17 protein-coding genes and 2 pseudogenes are annotated in these 18,623 nt (G+C 38.5%); 9 read left to right on the forward strand and 10 right to left on the reverse strand.

All coding sequences use genetic code 11. The annotated features are described in order from the left end of the window. Window positions 1-100: 100 nt before the first annotated feature. From lolA to rplU, 5 genes are all read right to left on the reverse strand, one after another. Entirely contained in the window at window positions 101-796 is a 696-nt protein-coding gene (lolA, locus tag DJ533_RS13880) for an outer membrane lipoprotein chaperone LolA (RefSeq protein ID WP_065994946.1), read from the reverse strand. Between the two features lie 155 nt (window positions 797-951). Next, window positions 952-1,413 (reverse strand): hypothetical protein, encoded by a 462-nt coding sequence (locus DJ533_RS13885; RefSeq protein ID WP_065994947.1) that lies wholly within the window; start codon window positions 1,411-1,413, stop codon window positions 952-954. After that, window positions 1,376-1,528, reverse strand: a complete 153-nt coding sequence (locus DJ533_RS18720; RefSeq protein WP_171488567.1) for a hypothetical protein — start codon at window positions 1,526-1,528, stop codon at window positions 1,376-1,378. The genes DJ533_RS13885 and DJ533_RS18720 overlap by 38 nt, the downstream gene beginning before the upstream one ends. Before the next feature lie 74 nt (window positions 1,529-1,602). Beyond that, window positions 1,603-1,860: a 50S ribosomal protein L27 gene (rpmA, locus tag DJ533_RS13890; RefSeq protein WP_065994948.1), complete on the reverse strand. Its 258-nt coding sequence runs from the start codon at window positions 1,858-1,860 to the stop codon at window positions 1,603-1,605. 19 nt (window positions 1,861-1,879) lie between these two features. Further along, the gene (rplU, locus tag DJ533_RS13895) at window positions 1,880-2,191 is read right to left on the reverse strand and encodes a 50S ribosomal protein L21 (RefSeq protein WP_010113102.1); all 312 of its coding nucleotides are present in this window, start codon (window positions 2,189-2,191) and stop codon (window positions 1,880-1,882) included. Between the two features lie 429 nt (window positions 2,192-2,620). On the opposite strand from rplU, the gene sdsA reads away from it, so the two are divergent. The 7 genes from sdsA (at window position 2,621) to DJ533_RS13930 (ending at window position 12,787) form a co-directional block, all read left to right on the forward strand. After that, window positions 2,621-3,604, forward strand: coding sequence for an All-trans-nonaprenyl-diphosphate synthase (gene sdsA, locus DJ533_RS13900; protein ID WP_065994949.1), 984 nt, complete (start codon window positions 2,621-2,623; stop codon window positions 3,602-3,604). A gap of 20 nt (window positions 3,605-3,624) precedes the next feature. After that, a complete protein-coding gene (locus DJ533_RS13905; RefSeq protein ID WP_081406134.1) occupies window positions 3,625-5,676 on the forward strand; it encodes a site-specific recombinase in 2,052 nt (683 codons plus the stop codon). Between the two features lie 162 nt (window positions 5,677-5,838). Beyond that, window positions 5,839-6,480, forward strand: coding sequence for a phosphatase PAP2 family protein (locus DJ533_RS13910; protein ID WP_065994951.1), 642 nt, complete (start codon window positions 5,839-5,841; stop codon window positions 6,478-6,480). Next, window positions 6,480-7,748 carry an efflux RND transporter periplasmic adaptor subunit gene (locus DJ533_RS13915; protein WP_065994952.1) on the forward strand — a complete coding sequence of 423 codons (1,269 nt, stop codon included), beginning with the start codon at window positions 6,480-6,482 and terminating at the stop codon, window positions 7,746-7,748. The genes DJ533_RS13910 and DJ533_RS13915 overlap by 1 nt, the downstream gene beginning before the upstream one ends. Before the next feature lie 12 nt (window positions 7,749-7,760). Next, complete coding sequence (gene adeJ / locus DJ533_RS13920) at window positions 7,761-10,940, forward strand: multidrug efflux RND transporter permease subunit AdeJ (protein WP_065994953.1); 3,180 nt, start codon at window positions 7,761-7,763, stop codon at window positions 10,938-10,940. Next, window positions 10,940-12,400 carry a multidrug efflux RND transporter AdeIJK outer membrane channel subunit AdeK gene (adeK, locus tag DJ533_RS13925; protein ID WP_065994954.1) on the forward strand — a complete coding sequence of 487 codons (1,461 nt, stop codon included), beginning with the start codon at window positions 10,940-10,942 and terminating at the stop codon, window positions 12,398-12,400. The genes adeJ and adeK overlap by 1 nt, the downstream gene beginning before the upstream one ends. A gap of 90 nt (window positions 12,401-12,490) precedes the next feature. After that, entirely contained in the window at window positions 12,491-12,787 is a 297-nt protein-coding gene (locus tag DJ533_RS13930) for a hypothetical protein (protein ID WP_065994955.1), read from the forward strand. Window positions 12,788-12,980: 193 nt separating this feature from the next. Here DJ533_RS13930 and DJ533_RS13935 read toward each other — a convergent pair whose 3' ends face one another. Together DJ533_RS13935 and DJ533_RS13940 are read right to left on the reverse strand one after the other, a co-directional pair. Then, complete coding sequence (locus DJ533_RS13935; protein WP_065994956.1) at window positions 12,981-13,835, reverse strand: AEC family transporter; 855 nt, start codon at window positions 13,833-13,835, stop codon at window positions 12,981-12,983. A gap of 4 nt (window positions 13,836-13,839) precedes the next feature. After that, a pseudogene (locus DJ533_RS13940) lies at window positions 13,840-14,328 on the reverse strand (transposase); the annotation flags it as partial. Window positions 14,329-14,417: 89 nt separating this feature from the next. Between DJ533_RS13940 and DJ533_RS13945 the strand changes: the two are divergent. Beyond that, window positions 14,418-15,550, forward strand: a protein-coding gene (locus tag DJ533_RS13945; RefSeq protein WP_223155595.1) for an IS3-like element ISAba14 family transposase whose coding sequence is annotated in 2 segments (ribosomal slippage) — window positions 14,418-14,670 and window positions 14,670-15,550 — 1,134 coding nt in all. Because the reading frame shifts where the segments join, the coding sequence is not laid out codon by codon here. A gap of 61 nt (window positions 15,551-15,611) precedes the next feature. Here the strand turns inward: DJ533_RS13945 and DJ533_RS13950 are convergent. Then, window positions 15,612-16,430 (reverse strand): annotated as a pseudogene (locus DJ533_RS13950) (IS4 family transposase); the annotation flags it as partial. Window positions 16,431-16,923: 493 nt separating this feature from the next. Between DJ533_RS13950 and DJ533_RS13955 the strand changes: the two are divergent. After that, window positions 16,924-18,111: an ammonium transporter gene (locus DJ533_RS13955; protein WP_065995523.1), complete on the forward strand. Its 1,188-nt coding sequence runs from the start codon at window positions 16,924-16,926 to the stop codon at window positions 18,109-18,111. A gap of 64 nt (window positions 18,112-18,175) precedes the next feature. Here DJ533_RS13955 and DJ533_RS18945 read toward each other — a convergent pair whose 3' ends face one another. Next, entirely contained in the window at window positions 18,176-18,373 is a 198-nt protein-coding gene (locus DJ533_RS18945) for an HAD hydrolase-like protein (protein WP_081406164.1), read from the reverse strand. Then, on the reverse strand, window positions 18,364-18,540 hold the full coding sequence (locus DJ533_RS18950; RefSeq protein WP_228716482.1) for an HAD family hydrolase: 177 nt from the start codon (window positions 18,538-18,540) through the stop codon (window positions 18,364-18,366). Before DJ533_RS18950 ends, DJ533_RS18945 begins: the two co-directional genes overlap by 10 nt. Window positions 18,541-18,623 lie beyond the last annotated feature (83 nt).

Raw genomic sequence — 18,623 nt, forward strand, 5'->3', positions numbered from 1 at the left:
TTTAGACCGAGCATAATGTAATTCTTAAAACAGCTCTACATTTTGATTTTATTTTTTATAAAAAAAAGCAGCCCGAAAGCTGCTTTCAATCTATACAGAATTATTGATCAATAATATCTGTGCCTTTCGGTGGTGCAAAATTGAAAGTTGAAGCTGGAATGGATGGATTCAATTTCACATTGCTAAATTTCACATGTGTCGTTTGACCCAATGAGTCTTGTAAAATCATCAAAGACGGCGCTTTGTTTGCACCAAAACTAATGGTTAAACTTTGGAATGCTCCCTCTTTATCTTTAGGGAATAAGGTGTAATAAGTTTTCGTACGGTCAGGTTGGGTAATACGATAAGCTTTTTGAATTTGCGCTGTATTTCCTGAAAGTAACAATGCTGGCGTATTTGCCACTTGTTCATCTAAGCTTTGGCGCACTGCTTGCTGTAAGTCTGGATCATAGATCCATACCATTTTACCTGTTGTTGCGATGGTTTGTTTTGCTGGAGAAGTTGTTTCCCAATAGAACTTACCAGGACGAGCAACTTTCATCACCCCTTTAAAGGTTTGATTCATGTGTTGTGCTGTCAAACCTTTTTGTTGAGCAACTTTAGTACCACCTGTCGCTTTAGTGGTTTGCTCAAAGTTTGCAGATAAACTTTGGATTCCGCTTAACTGTTTCACCAAGTTACTGGTAGCTTGTTGCTCCGTTGCGGCAGTTGCAGCAAAAACTGTTGTGCTCATCGCAGGTGCAAGCAGAGTTGCACTGATTGCTACTGCGCCCATGGTTTTACGAAGCATATTCATATGTTCACCTTTATATATTTGCTCAATCGCAATTTGTTAGATGATTTATCATAAACCAAATTTTAGCGCTAATATTAGAGAAAATAAGAAGTTTTGTATTGTTATTAGCATAATTTGTAGAAATTCATTCATCATGATGGAGGTAATTAAATATTCTACCGACTAATTCTTCTTTCTCGTTGTGCTGCAAAGAAAGACAATTCTTTTCTAAATTCATTAATAAATGTTAAACAATTTTGTATGTATTCTTGTTTTGACTGAAAACCAAAATAATTAAGATGTAATTGATACACTTGTTCTGAACATACAAATTCTTTAAAACTATACAAATAATGCTCTTGAGCAAAACTATGAAAATCTTCTTTTATAGTTAGATTATTTTTCTCACTAAATTTGTCAAGGCTTCTGTAAATTAAGAATATGGCATAAGGTTTTGCATAGACATAACGAATAATCTGCAATACATTTCTCACATAAACTTCTCCAAGTGAACACATCCCCATTCCAATATCAACTTCTGTAATTAAACAAAGCTGCTCTAATTCGTTATGAAAAATAAAATGACGATGAAAAGGTGGACTAGTAATTTGAAGCCTTTTTGTTATACCAATATTCATCAAGAATTTCTTGTTTTGATCGCTGTACTGCTATCACTCCAGTGTTAAAAGAACCAAGTTGATTAATAGGATCTAAATTTTTATTAATATCAAAAGCAATTTGATAAATATCCATTTTAATCTCATATTTTTAATGATCTTTATGATAAAAAAACCCGCGATAAAGCGGGTTTTTTATACCATTAAAACTTATGCAGTTTCAACAGATACATAGCGACGGCCAAACTGACCTTTCACTTCAAATTTGATTACGCCGTCAGCAGTAGCAAATAAAGTATGGTCACGACCCATACCTACGTTTGTACCCGCGTGGAACTCTGTACCACGTTGACGAACGATAATGTTACCAGCAGTCACAGCTTGACCACCGTACATTTTAACACCTAACATTTTAGGGTTTGAATCACGACCATTTCGTGTCGAACCACCGGCTTTTTTAGTTGCCATGTCTACTTACTCCTAGTGATTAGCCTGCGATCGCAGTAATTTTCAACTCAGTGAACCATTGACGGTGACCTTGTTGTTTACGGTAATGTTTACGACGACGCATTTTAACAATACGGATTTTGTCGTGACGACCATGACCAACCACTTCTGCAGTTACTTTTGCGCCAGCAACAACTGGAGCACCGATTTGAATGCTTTCGCCATTCACAACCATTAATACATCATCAAATGTAATCGTTGCGCCAGTTTCAGCTTTCAATAATTCTACTTTAAGGGTTTCACCCTCAACAACACGGTGCTGTTTACCACCGCTTTGGATTACTGCGTACATAATGTACTCCAACTAGCCCGTATCGTCGTGCCGAAAAAGGAATATTTCGATCTTATAACGAACGCTACTGGGGGTTATACAAGGGCAAAGATTTTAAGTGATAATGAGCTAAACAACAAGCCATTTTAGCTAATTATTCAATCTGTTTATTATTTATTCAAAAATAATGGGCTTTTTTAAATGCTGAATGTTTGAATTCAGCCATGTTTTTCATTTTTTACATAAATTAAAATAGATTTTTCATACAATTTCGCTACTATGTAGCACAAAAGAACGACTTACAGAACAGATAAGATTTCATCAGTTTTTGGACAAATTAAGAACATCTCATTAAGATTCAGTACAATGACTGTTTTCAATCGCAACATTTACTGGTGTTAATTGTTACACTAACAACTTAAAAATGCATTTGTATGAGGTTTTCTTCACATGACCATCGACTTTAAGCAAGATATTCTCGCGCCTGTTGCCACTGACTTTGCAGCGATGGATAAATTTATTAATGAAGGAATTACCTCTAAAGTTGCTTTGGTGATGGCGGTCAGTAAACATGTAGTTGAAGCAGGCGGTAAACGTATGCGCCCGATCATGTGCTTACTTGCAGCAAAAGCCTGTGGCGCACAAGACCATGATATGGAGGCATATCGTAAACTTGCTGCGATCATAGAAATGCTTCATACCGCAACTTTAGTACATGATGATGTTGTAGATGAATCAGGTTTACGCCGTGGTCGCCCAACAGCAAATGCAACATGGAATAATCAAACTGCGGTTTTAGTTGGGGATTTTCTGATTTCTCGTGCTTTTGATCTTTTGGTTGATTTAGACAGCATGATATTGCTAAAAGATTTTTCGACTGGCACATGCGAGATTGCTGAAGGTGAAGTTTTACAACTGCAAGCACAGCATCAACCAGAAACGGATGAGCAAACGTATTTAGATATTATTCATGGTAAAACTTCACGATTATTTGAGCTAGCAACTGAAGGCGCAGCGATTTTAGCAGGTAAACCTGAGTACCGTGAACCCTTGCGTTTATTTGCAGGTCATTTTGGCAATGCCTTTCAAATCATTGATGATATTTTAGATTACACCTCTGATGCCGAAACATTAGGTAAAAATATTGGTGATGATTTAATGGAAGGAAAGCCAACTTTACCGTTAATCTCCGCTTTACAAAACACAACGGGCGAGCAGCATGAGATCGTTCGTAAAAGTATCGCAACAGGTGGTACGGAACATTTAGAACAAGTTATTCAAATTGTGCATAATTCTGGTGCTTTGGATTATTGTCGTCAACGTGCTACAGAAGAAACTGAAAGTGCTATTCGTGCTTTAGAACATTTACCTAACAGCATTTATCGTCAAGCTTTGTTTAATTTGGCACAGCTTGCATTACATCGAATTCAATAAACTGAACTTTTAACTTGCTTATGCATATAAAATTTAATGATATTTTTTTAAAAATGCAGGAACAGCTTGAATCCCCTCAAGCTATTCCAAATGAATCTCTTTTAATTGAGCTTGTCAATCGTATTCGTCCATTAGATAGTCACGATGTTGAACAAACACAACACAATGTTCAAGCATTTATTCAAGCTTTATTAATTACCCCCACCGCAGCTTTGAATGTTCAAGGCTATTTACTTAAAATTATTAATCAACACAAACAAGCTAACTTATATGCGGACAGTGGTATTTTATCATTGGATGGTTTTTGGAGTCAGTTGACCCAACGTTTAGGAGCGTACTTTTTACCTTTGCTTCGAGATGAAACTGATTTAAGAGATTTGGTTGGCAATGTTTTTCATCAACGTACTGATAAGTATTGGCTTGAGCACGTAAAAGATGAACAGTGGAATCAGCTTTTCCATATCCTCACCCAAGGTCATTTTTTAAAAGCAACGCTGAATGTCAAACATGAAATAATCACAGCAATCACCGTTTTGTCCTATCGGATCAGTGGTATTGGTTTATATCCTGAGTTTATCAATGCTTATCCAGAACTTAGTGAATATGAATCCCCTTTCTTAGTGCAAAACCGTGAAGTTGTAGAGTTTATTATCGCCTATAAAAAACAACATCGAAATGCCGATGAAGTCGCAGTTACTGCACCGCCTGATGCTGATCAAGCATTGGTCATGATTGAACAGTGTCGTGATGTGGTTTTAAAAATTCGCCGTGCAACCAAACGCATCGGGGTCAGTTTAAGTTTGACTTATTTATTGTCATTGCTTGAACAATGTCTTGATCGCGTCGAAATTTTACTGAACCTCATTGTTGAAGAAGATAAAGTGCGTGCCGCTTCTTGTGGTGATTTAATCATTGATTTGGTACATGCCCATTATAATGAAACCAGTGTACGCCATTTACTCAAAACCAATAGTGAACTGATTGCGCTACAAGTGACTGAAAATGCCAGTAAAACTGGGGAACATTATGTAAGTACCGATAAAAATGGCTTTTTGGGTATGTATAAGGCTGCGGCAGGTGCAGGTGTCATCATTGCCACTATGGCAACCTTAAAAATTCTTACAGCACGTTTAGCTCTTGCACCTTTAATGCAAGCATTCTTGTTTAGTATGAATTACTCATTGGGGTTCATGTTTATTCATGTCTTGCATTTTACTGTTGCCACGAAACAACCCGCGATGACCGCAGCAGCACTTGCTTCAACTGTCCAACATCGTAAAGGCTCTAAAACTGCACAGATTGCTGAGTTGGCTGCCTTGATTATCAATATTATCCGCACACAATTTATTGCAATTCTAGGCAATATTTCGATAGCAATCCCAACTGCAGCACTGATTACCTATTTTTGGCAAGTTGCAATGCATGAGCCTTTATTATCACATGCAAAAGCGACTTATGTATTACACAGCCTAAACCCATTTACCTCTTTGGCTGTACCCCATGCAGCAATTGCTGGCGTATGCTTGTTTTTGTCAGGATTGATCGCTGGTTATTTCGATAATATGGCCGTATATCGTAAAGTTGGTCCTCGTCTTAAAGCGCATCCTCGTTTAAAAAGCTGGATGGGACAAGAAAAATTAAATAACTTTGCTGCGTATATTGAGCGAAATCTAGGTGCTTTAGCAGGTAACTTTTTATTTGGAATTATGCTCGGAAGTATGGGAACCATTGGCTTTATTTTAGGTCTGCCTTTAGACATTCGCCATATTGCTTTTGCATCAGCTAACTTTATTCAAGGTTTGATGTGTGTGAATGGGACACCTGATATTGGGTTGATTATTATTTCTTTTTTAGGTGTTTTGCTGATTGGTGTTACCAACTTATTTGTAAGTTTTAGTTTGACCATTATTGTGGCTTTAAGAGCCCGCCAAGTTCATTTTGAGCAATGGAAGCCTTTGGCGAAGTTGGTTTTTACCCACTTTTTTACTCGCCCTCTGGACTTCTTTTGGCCACCAAAACAACCCTTACAAGTTGAAGATCACGCATCAGCAGGACATAAAAGTAATCATTAGTTAAATTGTTATCATTTTGTGCAAATAATTAAAACTTCAAAAAAAAGAAATTACTATAAATTACTCATTTATAGTGACTTGAAAAAAAGTGTACTGACAAGTACACTTTAGCACACTATTTAATCTCAACATGTGTGATTAATCTTAGCAAGGTCATCCGATATGCCTTATATCCTACTATTTGTCCTTGGTTGTATTGGATTTAGTATAAGTTATATTGGGTTAAATGTTCCTTATATACAACAACTTGACCAAACCATCCTGCGTTTGATGAGTCTACATCGTACTGATTTTTTTGATCATATTACGATCGCTTTGTCTTATATAGGCGGTTTGCCTGTTATGTTGTTGTTATGTGGGATATGGTGTTTGCAGCAAGCGTATGTAAAAAAATATGCAAACATAGTGTTGATTGGTGTAAGCCTATTAGGGGCTTCGGCTGTGGGTTGGATATTAAAATATTATATTCATCGCCCTCGACCAGAAGCGGTTTACCAAATGGTGCAAACCTATGGTGCATCTTTTCCTAGCGCACACAGCATATATGCAGCTGTACTTGCTGGTTTAATTATTTTTATATTTTTTCGACATAGACAAGCCAAATTTTTTATCGGTTTTGCTTGTTTGTGGTGCCTAAGTATGGGAATTTCAAGAGTATACGTTGGTGCTCATTTTGCAACAGATGTACTAGCAGGTTGGAGCATTGGTTTATTATGGGTTTCTCTCATGCGCTACTTACTTTCGAAATATATGTTGAATATGAACAAATTATTTTTAGATAAAAATCTAAACGAGGTGGAATAATGATGTCGGCAAAGCTTTGGGCACCTGCCCTTACTGCTTGTGCTTTAGCAACAAGTCTTGCACTTGTGGGTTGTAGCAAAGATCCAAAAGATGCACAGCAAGGTGGCGCTGCTGCCCAAAAAATGCCGCCGACAGAAGTTGGTGTCATTGTTGCTCAACCACAAAGTGTGGAACAAACTGTGGAGTTATCAGGTCGTACATCTGCATATCAAGTATCAGAAGTTCGTCCCCAAACCAGCGGCGTGATCTTAAAACGCTTGTTTACTGAGGGTAGTTTTGTACGTGAAGGTCAGCCTTTGTATGAAATTGACTCGAGTACTAACCGCGCAAACTTAGACAGTGCAAAAGCTGCGCTAGTACGTCAGCAAGCCAATCTAAATGCGCTACAAGTCAAAGCGAATCGTTATCGTCAACTTGTGGGCATTAATGCCGTATCTAAACAAGAATATGATGATTTATTGGCACAGATTAAACTTGCTGAGGCAGATATTGCTGCATCGAATGCGGCTGTGAAAAATGCACAAATTGACTTAGGTTATTCAACTGTTCGTTCACCGATTTCTGGTCAGTCTGGACGCTCAAGCGTAACTGCAGGTGCTTTAGTCACTGCAAGCCAAGCCAACGCGCTGGTAACGATTCAACAGCTTGACCCAATTTATGTCGACATTAATCAATCTAGTGCTGAATTATTACGCCTACGTCAACAACTGGCGCAAGGCAGTATTGATCGCAGTAACAATACCAAAGTTCGCTTAAAGCTTGAAGATGGTAGTACTTATCCGATCGAAGGGAATTTGGCATTTTCTGATGCCAGTGTAAATCCTGAAACAGGTTCGGTGACTTTACGTGCAGTGTTCTCAAATCCAAATCATTTATTACTTCCTGGTATGTTTGCTAATGCGCAAATCGTACAAGGGGTGATTCCAAATGCGTATTTGATTCCACAAGCGGCAATTACACGTACACCAACAGGTCAAGCAATGGCAATGTTAGTCAATGCCAAAGGTGCTGTCGAAGCACGTCCAATCACTACTGCGGGTGTTCAAGGTCAAAACTGGATCGTTACGCAAGGTTTAAATACAGGCGATAAAGTCATTGTGGATGGGATTGCCAAAGTAAAACCTGAACAACAAGTTGTTGCTAAACCTTATCAACCACAAGCTGCTGCACCTCAAGGTGCAACACCTGCAACTCAACAAAAAACAGGTGGAGCACAACCTGCTCAGCAAGATAAAGCAACTGAACAAAAAGCTACTTCAAATGCATAAGGGGTAGACTAAATGGCTCAATTTTTTATTCATCGCCCTATCTTTGCATGGGTGATTGCATTGGTGATTATGTTGGCGGGGATCCTTACGCTGACAAAAATGCCCATTGCGCAATATCCGACGATTGCACCACCCACTGTCACAATTTCTGCGACTTATCCTGGTGCATCTGCTGCGACTGTTGAAAATACAGTAACACAGATTATTGAACAACAAATGAATGGCTTGGATGGCTTACGTTATATCTCGTCTAACAGTGCGGGGAACGGTCAAGCGTCGATCCAATTAAACTTTGAACAAGGGATCGATCCTGATATTGCCCAAGTTCAAGTTCAAAACAAATTACAATCAGCGACTGCACTTTTACCTGAAGATGTACAGCGTCAAGGTGTCCGTGTCACGAAGTCTGGTGCAAGTTTCTTACAAGTATTAGCGTTCTATTCTGAGTCTAATGGTTTGTCTGCAAATGACATTAAAGACTATGTAAACTCAAATATTTCTGAGCCATTAAGCCGTGTTGCTGGTGTAGGTGAGGTGCAAGTATTCGGTGGTTCTTATGCCATGCGTATTTGGCTTGACCCTGCTAAATTAACCAGCTTTGGTATTACACCATCTGATGTTGCAGCAGCAATTCGTGCTCAAAACTCACAAGTAGCTGTAGGTCAGTTAGGCGGTGCACCCTCAATTGAAGGTCAAGTACTGAATGCAACTGTAAATGCACAAAGCATGTTGACCACACCCGAACAATTCAAAAACATCTTCTTGCGCAATACTAGTGATGGCGCTCAAGTTCGTCTAGGCGATGTAGCTCGTGTTGAACTCGGTGCAGATAACTATCAGTTTGACTCAAAATTTAATGGTAAACCTGCGGGTGGTGTGGCAATTAAACTTGCGACAGGTGCCAATGCTTTAGATACGGCAAAAGCTGTAGAAGCACGTATGGTTGAATTACGTAAAAACTATCCTGAAGGTATGAAGGATAAATTGGCTTTCGATACAACACCATTTATCAAACTTTCGATTGAAAGTGTGGTACATACGCTTATTGAAGCCATTATTCTTGTATTCCTTGTGATGTTCTTGTTCTTACAGAACTGGCGTGCAACGATCATTCCAACCATGGCTGTACCTGTTGTTGTATTGGGTACATTTGCCGTGATTAACGTATTTGGCTTCTCGATCAATACTTTAACCATGTTTGCGATGGTACTTGCGATCGGTCTCTTGGTGGATGATGCTATCGTTGTCGTGGAAAACGTTGAGCGTGTCATGGTTGAAGATCATCTTGATCCTGTGGCAGCCACAGAAATCTCGATGAAACAGATTTCAGGCGCCTTGATCGGGATCACCTCAGTATTAACTGCGGTCTTCGTTCCAATGGCATTCTTTGGGGGGACAACAGGCGTCATTTATCGTCAGTTCTCTATCACCCTCGTTACTGCCATGATTTTGTCATTGATCGTTGCTTTAACCTTCACCCCTGCTTTGTGTGCAACCATTTTAAAACAACATGATCCACATCAGAAACCAAGCAATAATATCTTTGCACGTTTCTTCCGTTGGTTTAACAATGCCTTTGACCGTACTGCGGATAAATACCAAAATGGTGTGAACCGCATGACGCATCATAAATTATTCTCTGGCATTATTTATGCCGCAGTTATTGCTGTATTGGTTGTGCTGTTTAAAATGTTGCCTTCGTCATTCTTACCTGAAGAAGACCAAGGCGTGGTGATGACACTTGTGCAATTGCCACCAAATGCTACTTTAGACCGTACCGACAAAGTTATTGACACCATGACCAATTACTTCATGGAAAAAGAAAAGAACTCTGTTGAATCGGTATTTAGTGTCTCTGGCTTTTCCTTCACAGGGGTCGGTCAAAACGCAGGTTTAGCATTTATTCAGCTGAAAGAATGGGAAAAACGTACCACACCTGAGCAACAAATTGGCACCATTATCAAAAATGGTATGGCACTCAATATGATTGCTAAGGATGCTTCGTATGTAATGCCTCTACAATTGCCTGCTATGCCTGAATTAGGCGTAACTGCTGGCTTTAACTTACAGTTGAAAGCTGCTGCAGGTCAGAGCCATGAACAGTTACTTGCTGCACGTAATGCTATTTTAGGTATGGCAGCACAAGACAAACGCTTAACAGGTGTGCGTCCAAATGGTCAAGAAGACACGCCTCAGTACCAAATCAACATTGACCAAGCACAAGCTGGAGCAATGGGTGTCAGTATTGCAGACATTAACTCAACCATGAGCATGGCTTGGGGTGGTTCATATATCAATGATTTCATTGACCGTGGTCGTGTAAAGAAAGTTTATGTTCAAGGTGAAGCCAATGCACGTATGATGCCTGAGGACTTGAATAAGTGGTATGTGCGTAATAACAAAGGTGAAATGATTCCATTTTCTAGTTTTGCAACAGGACAATGGACATATGGTTCACCACGTTTAGAACGCTATAACGGTATTTCTTCAATGAACATCCAAGGTACGCCTGCACCAGGTACAAGTTCTGGTGATGCCATGCTAGCGATGGAAGAAATTATCCAAAAATTACCATCGATGGGCTTACAAGGCTTTGACTATGAATGGACAGGTTTATCTTTAGAAGAGCGTGAGTCTGGCGCACAAGCACCTTTCTTATATGCGCTTTCATTGCTAATCGTATTCTTATGTCTTGCTGCGCTTTATGAAAGTTGGTCGATTCCATTCTCTGTATTATTGGTTGTACCTTTAGGTGTTGTTGGTGCAATGGGATTAACATGGTTAGGTATGGTCATTAAAGGTGATCCAAACTTATCCAATAACATTTATTTCCAAGTAGCGATTATTGCGGTGATCGGTTTGTCTGCAAAAAATGCGATTTTAATTGTAGAATTTGCCAAAGAACTGCAAGAAAAAGGCGAAGATTTGTTTGATGCAACCCTACATGCCGCTAGAATGCGTTTACGTCCGATCATTATGACGACACTCGCATTTGGCTTTGGTGTATTGCCATTAGCTTTAGCAAGTGGTGCAGGTGCAGGTAGCCAACACTCGGTGGGCTATGGGGTACTCGGTGGTGTAATTAGTTCAACACTATTAGGTATTTTCTTCATCCCTGTATTCTTTGTCTGGATTCGTAGTATCTTTAAATACAAACCTAAGAAGCAAAAACTTCAGGAGCAAAAATCGTGATGCAAAATCTATGGTCTATTTCAGGTCGTGGCATTGCGGTATCTGCACTTGCGCTTGCTTTGACAGCTTGTCAAAGCATGCGTGGCCCAGAACCCGTAGCACAAGCCAATATTCCGACCAGTTATCTTGAAAGCGCATCGGGTACATCTATTGCTGAACAAGGTTATAAAGACTTTTTTGCAGACCCTCGTTTGCTCCAAGTAATTGATCTTGCTTTAACCAATAACCGTGACTTACGCACAGCGACTTTAAATATTCAACGTGCGCAGCAGCAGTATCAAATCACTGAAAACAACCAATTACCAACCATTGGCGCAAGTGGTGGTGTATTGCGTCAAGATACCTTAAACACGCAAAAACCTATGACTTCCTACAATGTTGGCTTGGGGGTGACTGCGTATGAGTTGGACTTTTGGGGGCGTGTACGCAGCTTAAAAGACAATGCTTTGGACAGTTATTTAGCGACTGCAAGTGCCCGTGATGCGACGCAAATTTCACTGATTGGTCAGGTGGCGCAAGCTTGGCTTAATTATTCATTTGCCAACGCACAGCTTAAACTTGCAGATCAAACACTAAAAGCACAACTTGACTCATATAACCTCAACAAAAAACGTTTTGATGTGGGAATCGACAGTGAAGTTCCTGTGCGCCAAGCCCAAGTGTCCGTAGAAACTGCACGTAATGATGTTGCCAACTATAAAACGCAAATCGCACAAGCACAGAACTTATTGAACCTTTTAGTGGGTCAACAAGTACCTGCAAACTTATTGCCATCACAGCGTGTGACTAAAATTACCAATAACTCAGCTTTAACGGCTGGGCTACCAAGTGATTTACTTACCAACCGTCCAGATGTGCGAGCAGCTGAATATAAACTTTCAGCAATGGGCGCAAATATTGGTGCTGCAAAAGCACGTTTATTCCCAACGATTAGTCTGACAGGTTCGGCAGGTTATGCATCCACTGATTTAAGTGATTTATTTAAATCAGGGGCTTTTGTATGGTCACTTGGTCCAAGCTTAGACATTCCACTTTGGGACTGGGGTACACGTAAAGCCAATATTAAAATTTCAGAAACAGATCAAGAAATTGCTTTATCTGATTATGAAAAATCAATTCAATCTGCTTTCCGTGAAGTGAATGATGCTTTGGCAACACGTCAAAATATCGGTGATCGTATCTCAGCACAACGTCGTTTGGTTGATGCAACCAATACTACTTATAAGCTTTCCAATGCACGTTTCCGTGCAGGGATTGATAGCTTCTTAACTGTACTGGATGCACAACGTAGCTCTTATGCTGCGGAACAAGGTTTATTATTGCTTGAACAAGCCAACTTAAATAACCAAGTTGAATTATATAAAACCTTAGGTGGTGGTGTTAAAGCCAATACTTCTGATCAAATCGTGGTACAACCTTCGACTGCTGAATTAAAACAACAGTCACAACAAGCGAAATGATTCACTTGATTTAACAGTATAGACTAAGCTCACTTCGGTGAGCTTTCTTTTTATCTATGGGAAATGAGAAATTAATTTTAAGGAGAAAAAATGCCACACCATAGAACACAAATTTTATCTGACATCTGTGATTTTTTAGATCGTTTTCATCTTTCAGCACAAATTTTGGATTTTGAAATTACAGAACACATTAACCAATATTTAGAATCATTTTGGAGAGGTTCAACCAGTAAAATTGACTGGAAAATCATTTCTGCAAATATTCAAAAAATAGAATTTCCTTATCGTACGCCTATAGATGCTGAACTTACACAACAGCTTTTAAAGCAATCCAATTTTCGTGTATTACAACACACTTCTATAATTTTATATTTTTCAGGAATGTAGTCTTGTCTACTGCTTAAAAGTGCTGAATTTCCACGTCTTATTTTGGATCTGATGAATGATTTTTGTTATTTAGACACATTTTTCATCTTTGCTGCACCACCTATTTTAGAGCAAGAGCAAATTACTAATTTTTTAGAAATTCAACTACTTGATTGTTTTTTAGGCAAATATAACTTTTAAAACTCAACATATATCATACTACCCAAAGTAAAACAATTGGCAGAGTAAACGCAGAACATAACGTTTGCAGACTGATCACCCCTGCCATGAGTTGATGATCACCTCTCAATACCTTGGTTAAAATATACGAAGCTGAAGCCGTAGGTAACGCAAAAAACACTACCATCACTTGTGTTTCTAGCTGAGTTAAGTGTAAAAACCTACACACCAGATATGCCAATGCTGGCATTATTAAAAGTCTTGCAAAAGTATTTAAAAACAAGACCCAAAGCTCTTTTTTTAGCTCGGTAAATTGTAGCGCCGCTCCTACACAAAGCAGCCCCAAAGGTAAACTGCAAACTCCCAATTGCTTAATTAAATCGCCCAAGCCTGCCCAAAGATGAAGACCTGAACAATTAAAGGCAATGCCTATGACACATGCCATGATGAGTGGATTTTTCAACAAAGACAAGATTATAGATTTGGCATCCATATTGTCCTGACTGGTCAATGCCAATACCGATAAAATATTTACCAGAGGAATACACAGTGCCAGTGTGATCGCCAAAATCGTCATCCCTTGCTGACTAAATAATGCTGCAACAATCGCTAAACCTATATAAGTATTAAAACGAACTGTCCCCTGCATATAAACGCCAAAACGTGCCGAAGCTGTTTTTTGCACAAAGCGAATGAGATACAACACACTACAAGCAATTGTTAAGACCAGAGCCAAAACAGTGATAATGGTTTTAATCAGGTCTAAATGAATCGTTGCTGTAGCTAAATTTGCAAATAACATTGCAGGAAATAGCACATAATAATTCAACTTTTCCGTACCCCTCCAAAATCCTTCATTCAAAAATCTTGTTCTTTTCAGTAATGCCAGTCAGTTAAGAAATTGACTGGCATTTTCTTGGATATTTTTGTGCTTTAATTTTCACGACTCGTGAACATTCTCTCTGCCTTTTTTCAGGTAATACAAATATTTTTGATTGTTCAAATAATTGTGCTAAATGTTTAGGTAAGTTTCCTGCTGACTCTAAAGGCGTATGTCTTAAGATATTGATAATACCTATGGATGCAATATGGAAACTGATCCTTAAAGGACTGACATTTGCATGTTGGGCGATAAATTTCATCTGTCGTCTCAAAATATTATAAGCTATAAATACACCCCACAATTCTTGATACACCAAATCAGGTTGCTTACTTCTTAAAACCTTTGAATCCTGTAAATCACTTTTAATTTCTCGATAACACATTTCTATTTCCCAACGCTGCATATAAAGCATCGCAAGGTCTTTGAATGGATACGCTTTAGAATCTGTCAATGATGTAATGTAACGCCTCGTTTTTCCTGCATATTCAACTTCAAGCAAAAGAGATGGATCCGTAAATTTGAACAACTCCTATAAGTGATATTCTGCTCCTCAAATGATGTTATAAACATCAATATATGGAGTATTTTATGGCACGTAGACCAAGAAGAAATCATTCAAATGATTTTAAAGCTAAGGTAGCACTTGCTGCGATTAAAGCAGAAAAAACACTTGCTGAATTGAGTGCTGAGTTTGATGTTCATCAAAACCAAATTATTGACTGGAAAAATCAATTGATCTCAGCTTCCTCGCAAGCTTTCGATCAATCAAAAGCTCCAACAGAACCACCCATCGATCTAAAAAAACTACATGCAAAAATCGGTGAGCAGGCATTAGAAATTGATTTTTTAGAAGGTGTGTTGAAGAAACTGGGCCGCTTCAACCACAAAAGTTAATCGACGACTCACTTCAGATTTCAGTATCTAAGCAAGCTAAGCTGCTGAAAGTCTCCCGTGGTTGTTATTACTATCGCCCAAAACCTGTGAGTGCATCAGATCTGAAGCTGATGCGATGTATTGATGAATTACATATGCAATATCCTTTTGCAGGCAGTCGTATGATGCGTGATTTGTTGAATCGTCAAGGACATCATATAGGACGACGTCATACACGTACTTTAATGAAGAAAATGGGTATTCAGGCGTTATATTGCAAACCAAATTTAAGCCAGGCTAATCAAGCTCACCGTAAATATCCATATCTGCTCAAAGGGTTGGCTATTCAGCGCAGTAATCAAGTGTGGTCTACGGATATAACGTATATCCCTATGGCAAAAGGCTTTGTTTATTTATGTGCTGTGATTGATTGGCATAGCCGCAAGGTACTTGCGCATAGGGTATCGATTAGTATGGAGGTGGATTTTTGTATTTCGGCTTTAAATGAAGCAATTGAAAAATATGGTCGACCTGAAATATTTAATACAGACCAAGGCAGCCAGTTTACCAGTGATGCATTTATTGATGTATTGAAATCAAATGGCATTCAAATCAGTATGGATGGTAAAGGTCGATGGGTAGATAATGTGATGGTTGAACGATTATGGCGGAGCGTTAAATATGAAGAGGTGTATCTCAAAGCTTATAGCAGTGTCACAGATGCGAAAAAGCAATTAAGTGCATATTTTGAGTTTTATAATTTGAAACGACCTCATTCGAGTCTAGACAAAATGACACCAAATGAGTTTTACTATGATCAGCTACCCCAACAAAACAAGGTGGCTTAACTAGAGCGGAATATCACTTATAAATACGCTTTTAGTTGTTCAAACAAGTGGGACCACCTCTCAAACGGGCTTCCCAATAATCACCTAATGCTGGATTGATCTTTTTTGCTCTTGGTGAAACAGGCATTTTTATCTGAAAGTCATGGGCGGCATTATTGTGAATAACTTCATAACGAAGGTTATCTTTTGCACGCATCAACCAATGACTTTCTTCTGCCTGAGATTGCCAACTCACTAAAAAATCAGCAGAGAAGTAAGCACGATCAAATAAGGTAATACTATGAGCAGGTGCTTTTAATTGACTAGCTAAGGTTAATTCACCTTGATCCATACTGCCAATTTGGGCATCGATCATTTCATGTGTATTGGTATTCACAAGACAAGTTGCTCTAACTTGTGGATAAGGAACAACTGCTGTTTTCCCTTTAGAAGAGCCAAAGTGCTTAAAGTTTTCTTCGGTATGAGGCATAGACCAAACCACGCCGTCTACAGCACAAACGCACAGACCATGAAAGTTATTATATTGTTGTTGTGAGTCTTTAAGCCATGCCTGACTTAATGTTGAAAATAAAGCACTCATAGGTTCTAAACCTAAGCGCTGTCTTGCCTGTACCGATGCACTAGGTACACAGTATTCTGTTGTACCGAAAACAAGTTGTAATTGCTGAACTACATACCAAATTGGTTGGTTTCGAAATAGAGCAAGTCCAATGACTAACCAAACAACATGTTCAGCAGGAAGTTTTCTTTTTCGAATGGATGCTTTACCTGTTTGATTTAAGCAATCTTCAATCCAGTTTAAATCAATTAACTCACTAAATTGAGAAAGTGAAGGCAAGGTTTGTTGTAATGTTATATCTAAATTCTGAGATAATTTCATAAAAAAAAGAGCGTATTTACATACACTCTTTTTACAGCATTTTAACTTTTTTTGCTTAACTGACTGGCATTAGTTCTTTTCAGTCCATTTCCACCTACAATTAAAGCCAGTAAAGGAAATAATGAAATGAGTATTTGTGTCATGCGGCATCCATGTTGTGCATTTTTAAAATTTTAAGATTAAACTTTACACCATTTGTCGAATTATTCATTTATTTTTCAACGTTTATAAAAATACTCACGATACAACACACATAGCATATAATTATTTTAATCATTATTTTTCAATATATTACAAAAACCTAGATCTCTTAATAATGTTCCAAAACTGTGCATAAATTCCAACTTGGTGCGACACTTTGCTTTATATCGAGTCTTGTATATTCTTTAGCATTTTTTATCAATTTTTTCCTTATCTCTTCCTCTTCACGCCTAGAAATAGCTCGTTATACTTGAAGCAAATTGTGACATACAGCACTAAACAAGTTCCCCTTATGCAAAATATTGACCTACTCTTTCTCTTACTCGGTGCAGTTCTTGTACTAGCTATGCATGCAGGCTTTGCGTTCTTAGAACTGGGTACAGTTCGCCACAAAAACCAAGTGAATGCTCTCAGTAAAATTTTAACTGATTTTTCCATTTCAGCGATTGCTTATTTCTTTGTGGGTTATTACATCGCCTATGGTCAACATTTTTTTCATTCAGGCGCACAGCTTTCGGCTGAGCATGGCTATAACTTGATGCGTTGTTTCTTCTTATTAACTTTTGCTGCTGCTATTCCTGCCATTATCTCCGGGGGAATTGCTGAACGTGCCAAAATGCGAACTCAAGCGCTTGCGACTTTATTTTTGGTTGCTTTGGTTTATCCAGTTTTTGAAGGCATCGCATGGAACGGAAATTTTGGTTTGCAAGATTGGTTAAAAGATACCTTTGGTGCCTCTTTTCATGACTTTGCAGGTTCAGTTGTGGTACATGCGATGGGCGGTTGGATGGCACTCGCAGCCGTAATTTTATTGGGTGCACGACATGGGCGTTATAAAAAAGATGGATGCATAAGCGCACATCCCCCGTCATCTATTCCATTTTTAGCTTTGGGTTCATGGATTTTGATTGTGGGTTGGTTTGGCTTCAATGTCATGAGCGCACAGCGTTTAGATGCCATTTCTGGTTTAGTGGCGATCAACTCCCTTATGGCAATGGTAGGTGGTACAATTGCAGCAAATTTCTTTGGAAAAGAAGACCCAGGATTTTTACACAATGGACCTTTGGCTGGCTTAGTTGCAATCTGTGCAGGTTCAGATGTTGTACACCCTATGGGTGCCTTAGTAATTGGAATGTGTGCCGGATTTTTCTTTGTAAAATTATTTACTTATACTCAAAATAAACTCAAAGTAGATGATGTCTTGGGGGTTTGGCCTCTACACGGTGTCTGTGGTGCTTTCGGTGGTATTGCTGTCGGTCTATTTGGACAAAAATGGTTGGGGGGCTTAGGGAGTGTGGCAATGATGTCACAAATCTTGGGGACTGTGTTTGCTATTTGCATCGCGCTAATCGGTGCATTTGCTGTCTATGGTATTTTAAAAATTACAATGGGCATTCGTTTAAGCCAAGAAGATGAATTTCGTGGTGCTGACTTATCTATTCATAAGATTTCAGCAAATTCAGAAGATGCCATTTTTTAAGATACTGGTTATAAAAATAAAAAACTTCTATGTTTAGAAGTTTTTTATTTAAATTCATTGATACTTAATCTAGATAATCTACAACATGTTTTAATTTATCAATTCGCTGTGGAATATATGCAACACCTTCATGAAACCCATTCAGCAATAATGCATTTAATCCTGCATTCGTTGCCCCGGTATAGTCATTTAGAAGATAATCACCAATATATAAAGCTTGGTGTGGGGATATGTTGAAGCGCTGACAGGTTTCTAAAAAAATTCTGGTTTGAACTTACTGATCCCGACCAATTCTGAACTGATAATTTCATCAAAATAATGAGCGTTGGAGGAAAAATCTTGTAAAAACTGGCGAGCGTAGACCACTATACTCTGATCACGATGCATTAATGTACTATCTAAATCAAAAAGTACTGCTTGAATTTTCATTGTATTTCTTTAATTAAAAACAACTATGAATAATGTTGATGTTCACTAAAGCGGTCTAGATTAATTCTAATTTAAGTTTAAAT

Origin of the sequence: Acinetobacter defluvii (genome assembly GCF_001704615.3) — a bacterium.
Taxonomy (GTDB): Bacteria; Pseudomonadota; Gammaproteobacteria; order Pseudomonadales; family Moraxellaceae; genus Acinetobacter; species Acinetobacter defluvii.

Bases quoted from the DNA above. Each gene is read 5' to 3' on its own strand.
- rplU (WP_010113102.1), bottom strand. From the start codon at position 2,191: ATGTACGCAGTAATCCAAAGCGGTGGTAAACAGCACCGTGTTGTTGAG.
- DJ533_RS18720 (WP_171488567.1), bottom strand. From the start codon at position 1,528: ATGGATATTTATCAAATTGCTTTTGATATTAATAAAAATTTAGATCCT.
- adeK (WP_065994954.1), top strand. From the start codon at position 10,940: ATGCAAAATCTATGGTCTATTTCAGGTCGTGGCATTGCGGTATCTGCA.
- lolA (WP_065994946.1), bottom strand. From the start codon at position 796: ATGAATATGCTTCGTAAAACCATGGGCGCAGTAGCAATCAGTGCAACT.
- DJ533_RS13910 (WP_065994951.1), top strand. From the start codon at position 5,839: ATGCCTTATATCCTACTATTTGTCCTTGGTTGTATTGGATTTAGTATA.
- adeJ (WP_065994953.1), top strand. From the start codon at position 7,761: ATGGCTCAATTTTTTATTCATCGCCCTATCTTTGCATGGGTGATTGCA.
- DJ533_RS13915 (WP_065994952.1), top strand. From the start codon at position 6,480: ATGATGTCGGCAAAGCTTTGGGCACCTGCCCTTACTGCTTGTGCTTTA.
- sdsA (WP_065994949.1), top strand. From the start codon at position 2,621: ATGACCATCGACTTTAAGCAAGATATTCTCGCGCCTGTTGCCACTGAC.
- DJ533_RS13930 (WP_065994955.1), top strand. From the start codon at position 12,491: ATGCCACACCATAGAACACAAATTTTATCTGACATCTGTGATTTTTTA.
- DJ533_RS13905 (WP_081406134.1), top strand. From the start codon at position 3,625: ATGCATATAAAATTTAATGATATTTTTTTAAAAATGCAGGAACAGCTT.
- DJ533_RS18950 (WP_228716482.1), bottom strand. From the start codon at position 18,540: ATGAAAATTCAAGCAGTACTTTTTGATTTAGATAGTACATTAATGCAT.
- DJ533_RS13955 (WP_065995523.1), top strand. From the start codon at position 16,924: ATGCAAAATATTGACCTACTCTTTCTCTTACTCGGTGCAGTTCTTGTA.
- DJ533_RS13885 (WP_065994947.1), bottom strand. From the start codon at position 1,413: ATGAATATTGGTATAACAAAAAGGCTTCAAATTACTAGTCCACCTTTT.
- rpmA (WP_065994948.1), bottom strand. From the start codon at position 1,860: ATGGCAACTAAAAAAGCCGGTGGTTCGACACGAAATGGTCGTGATTCA.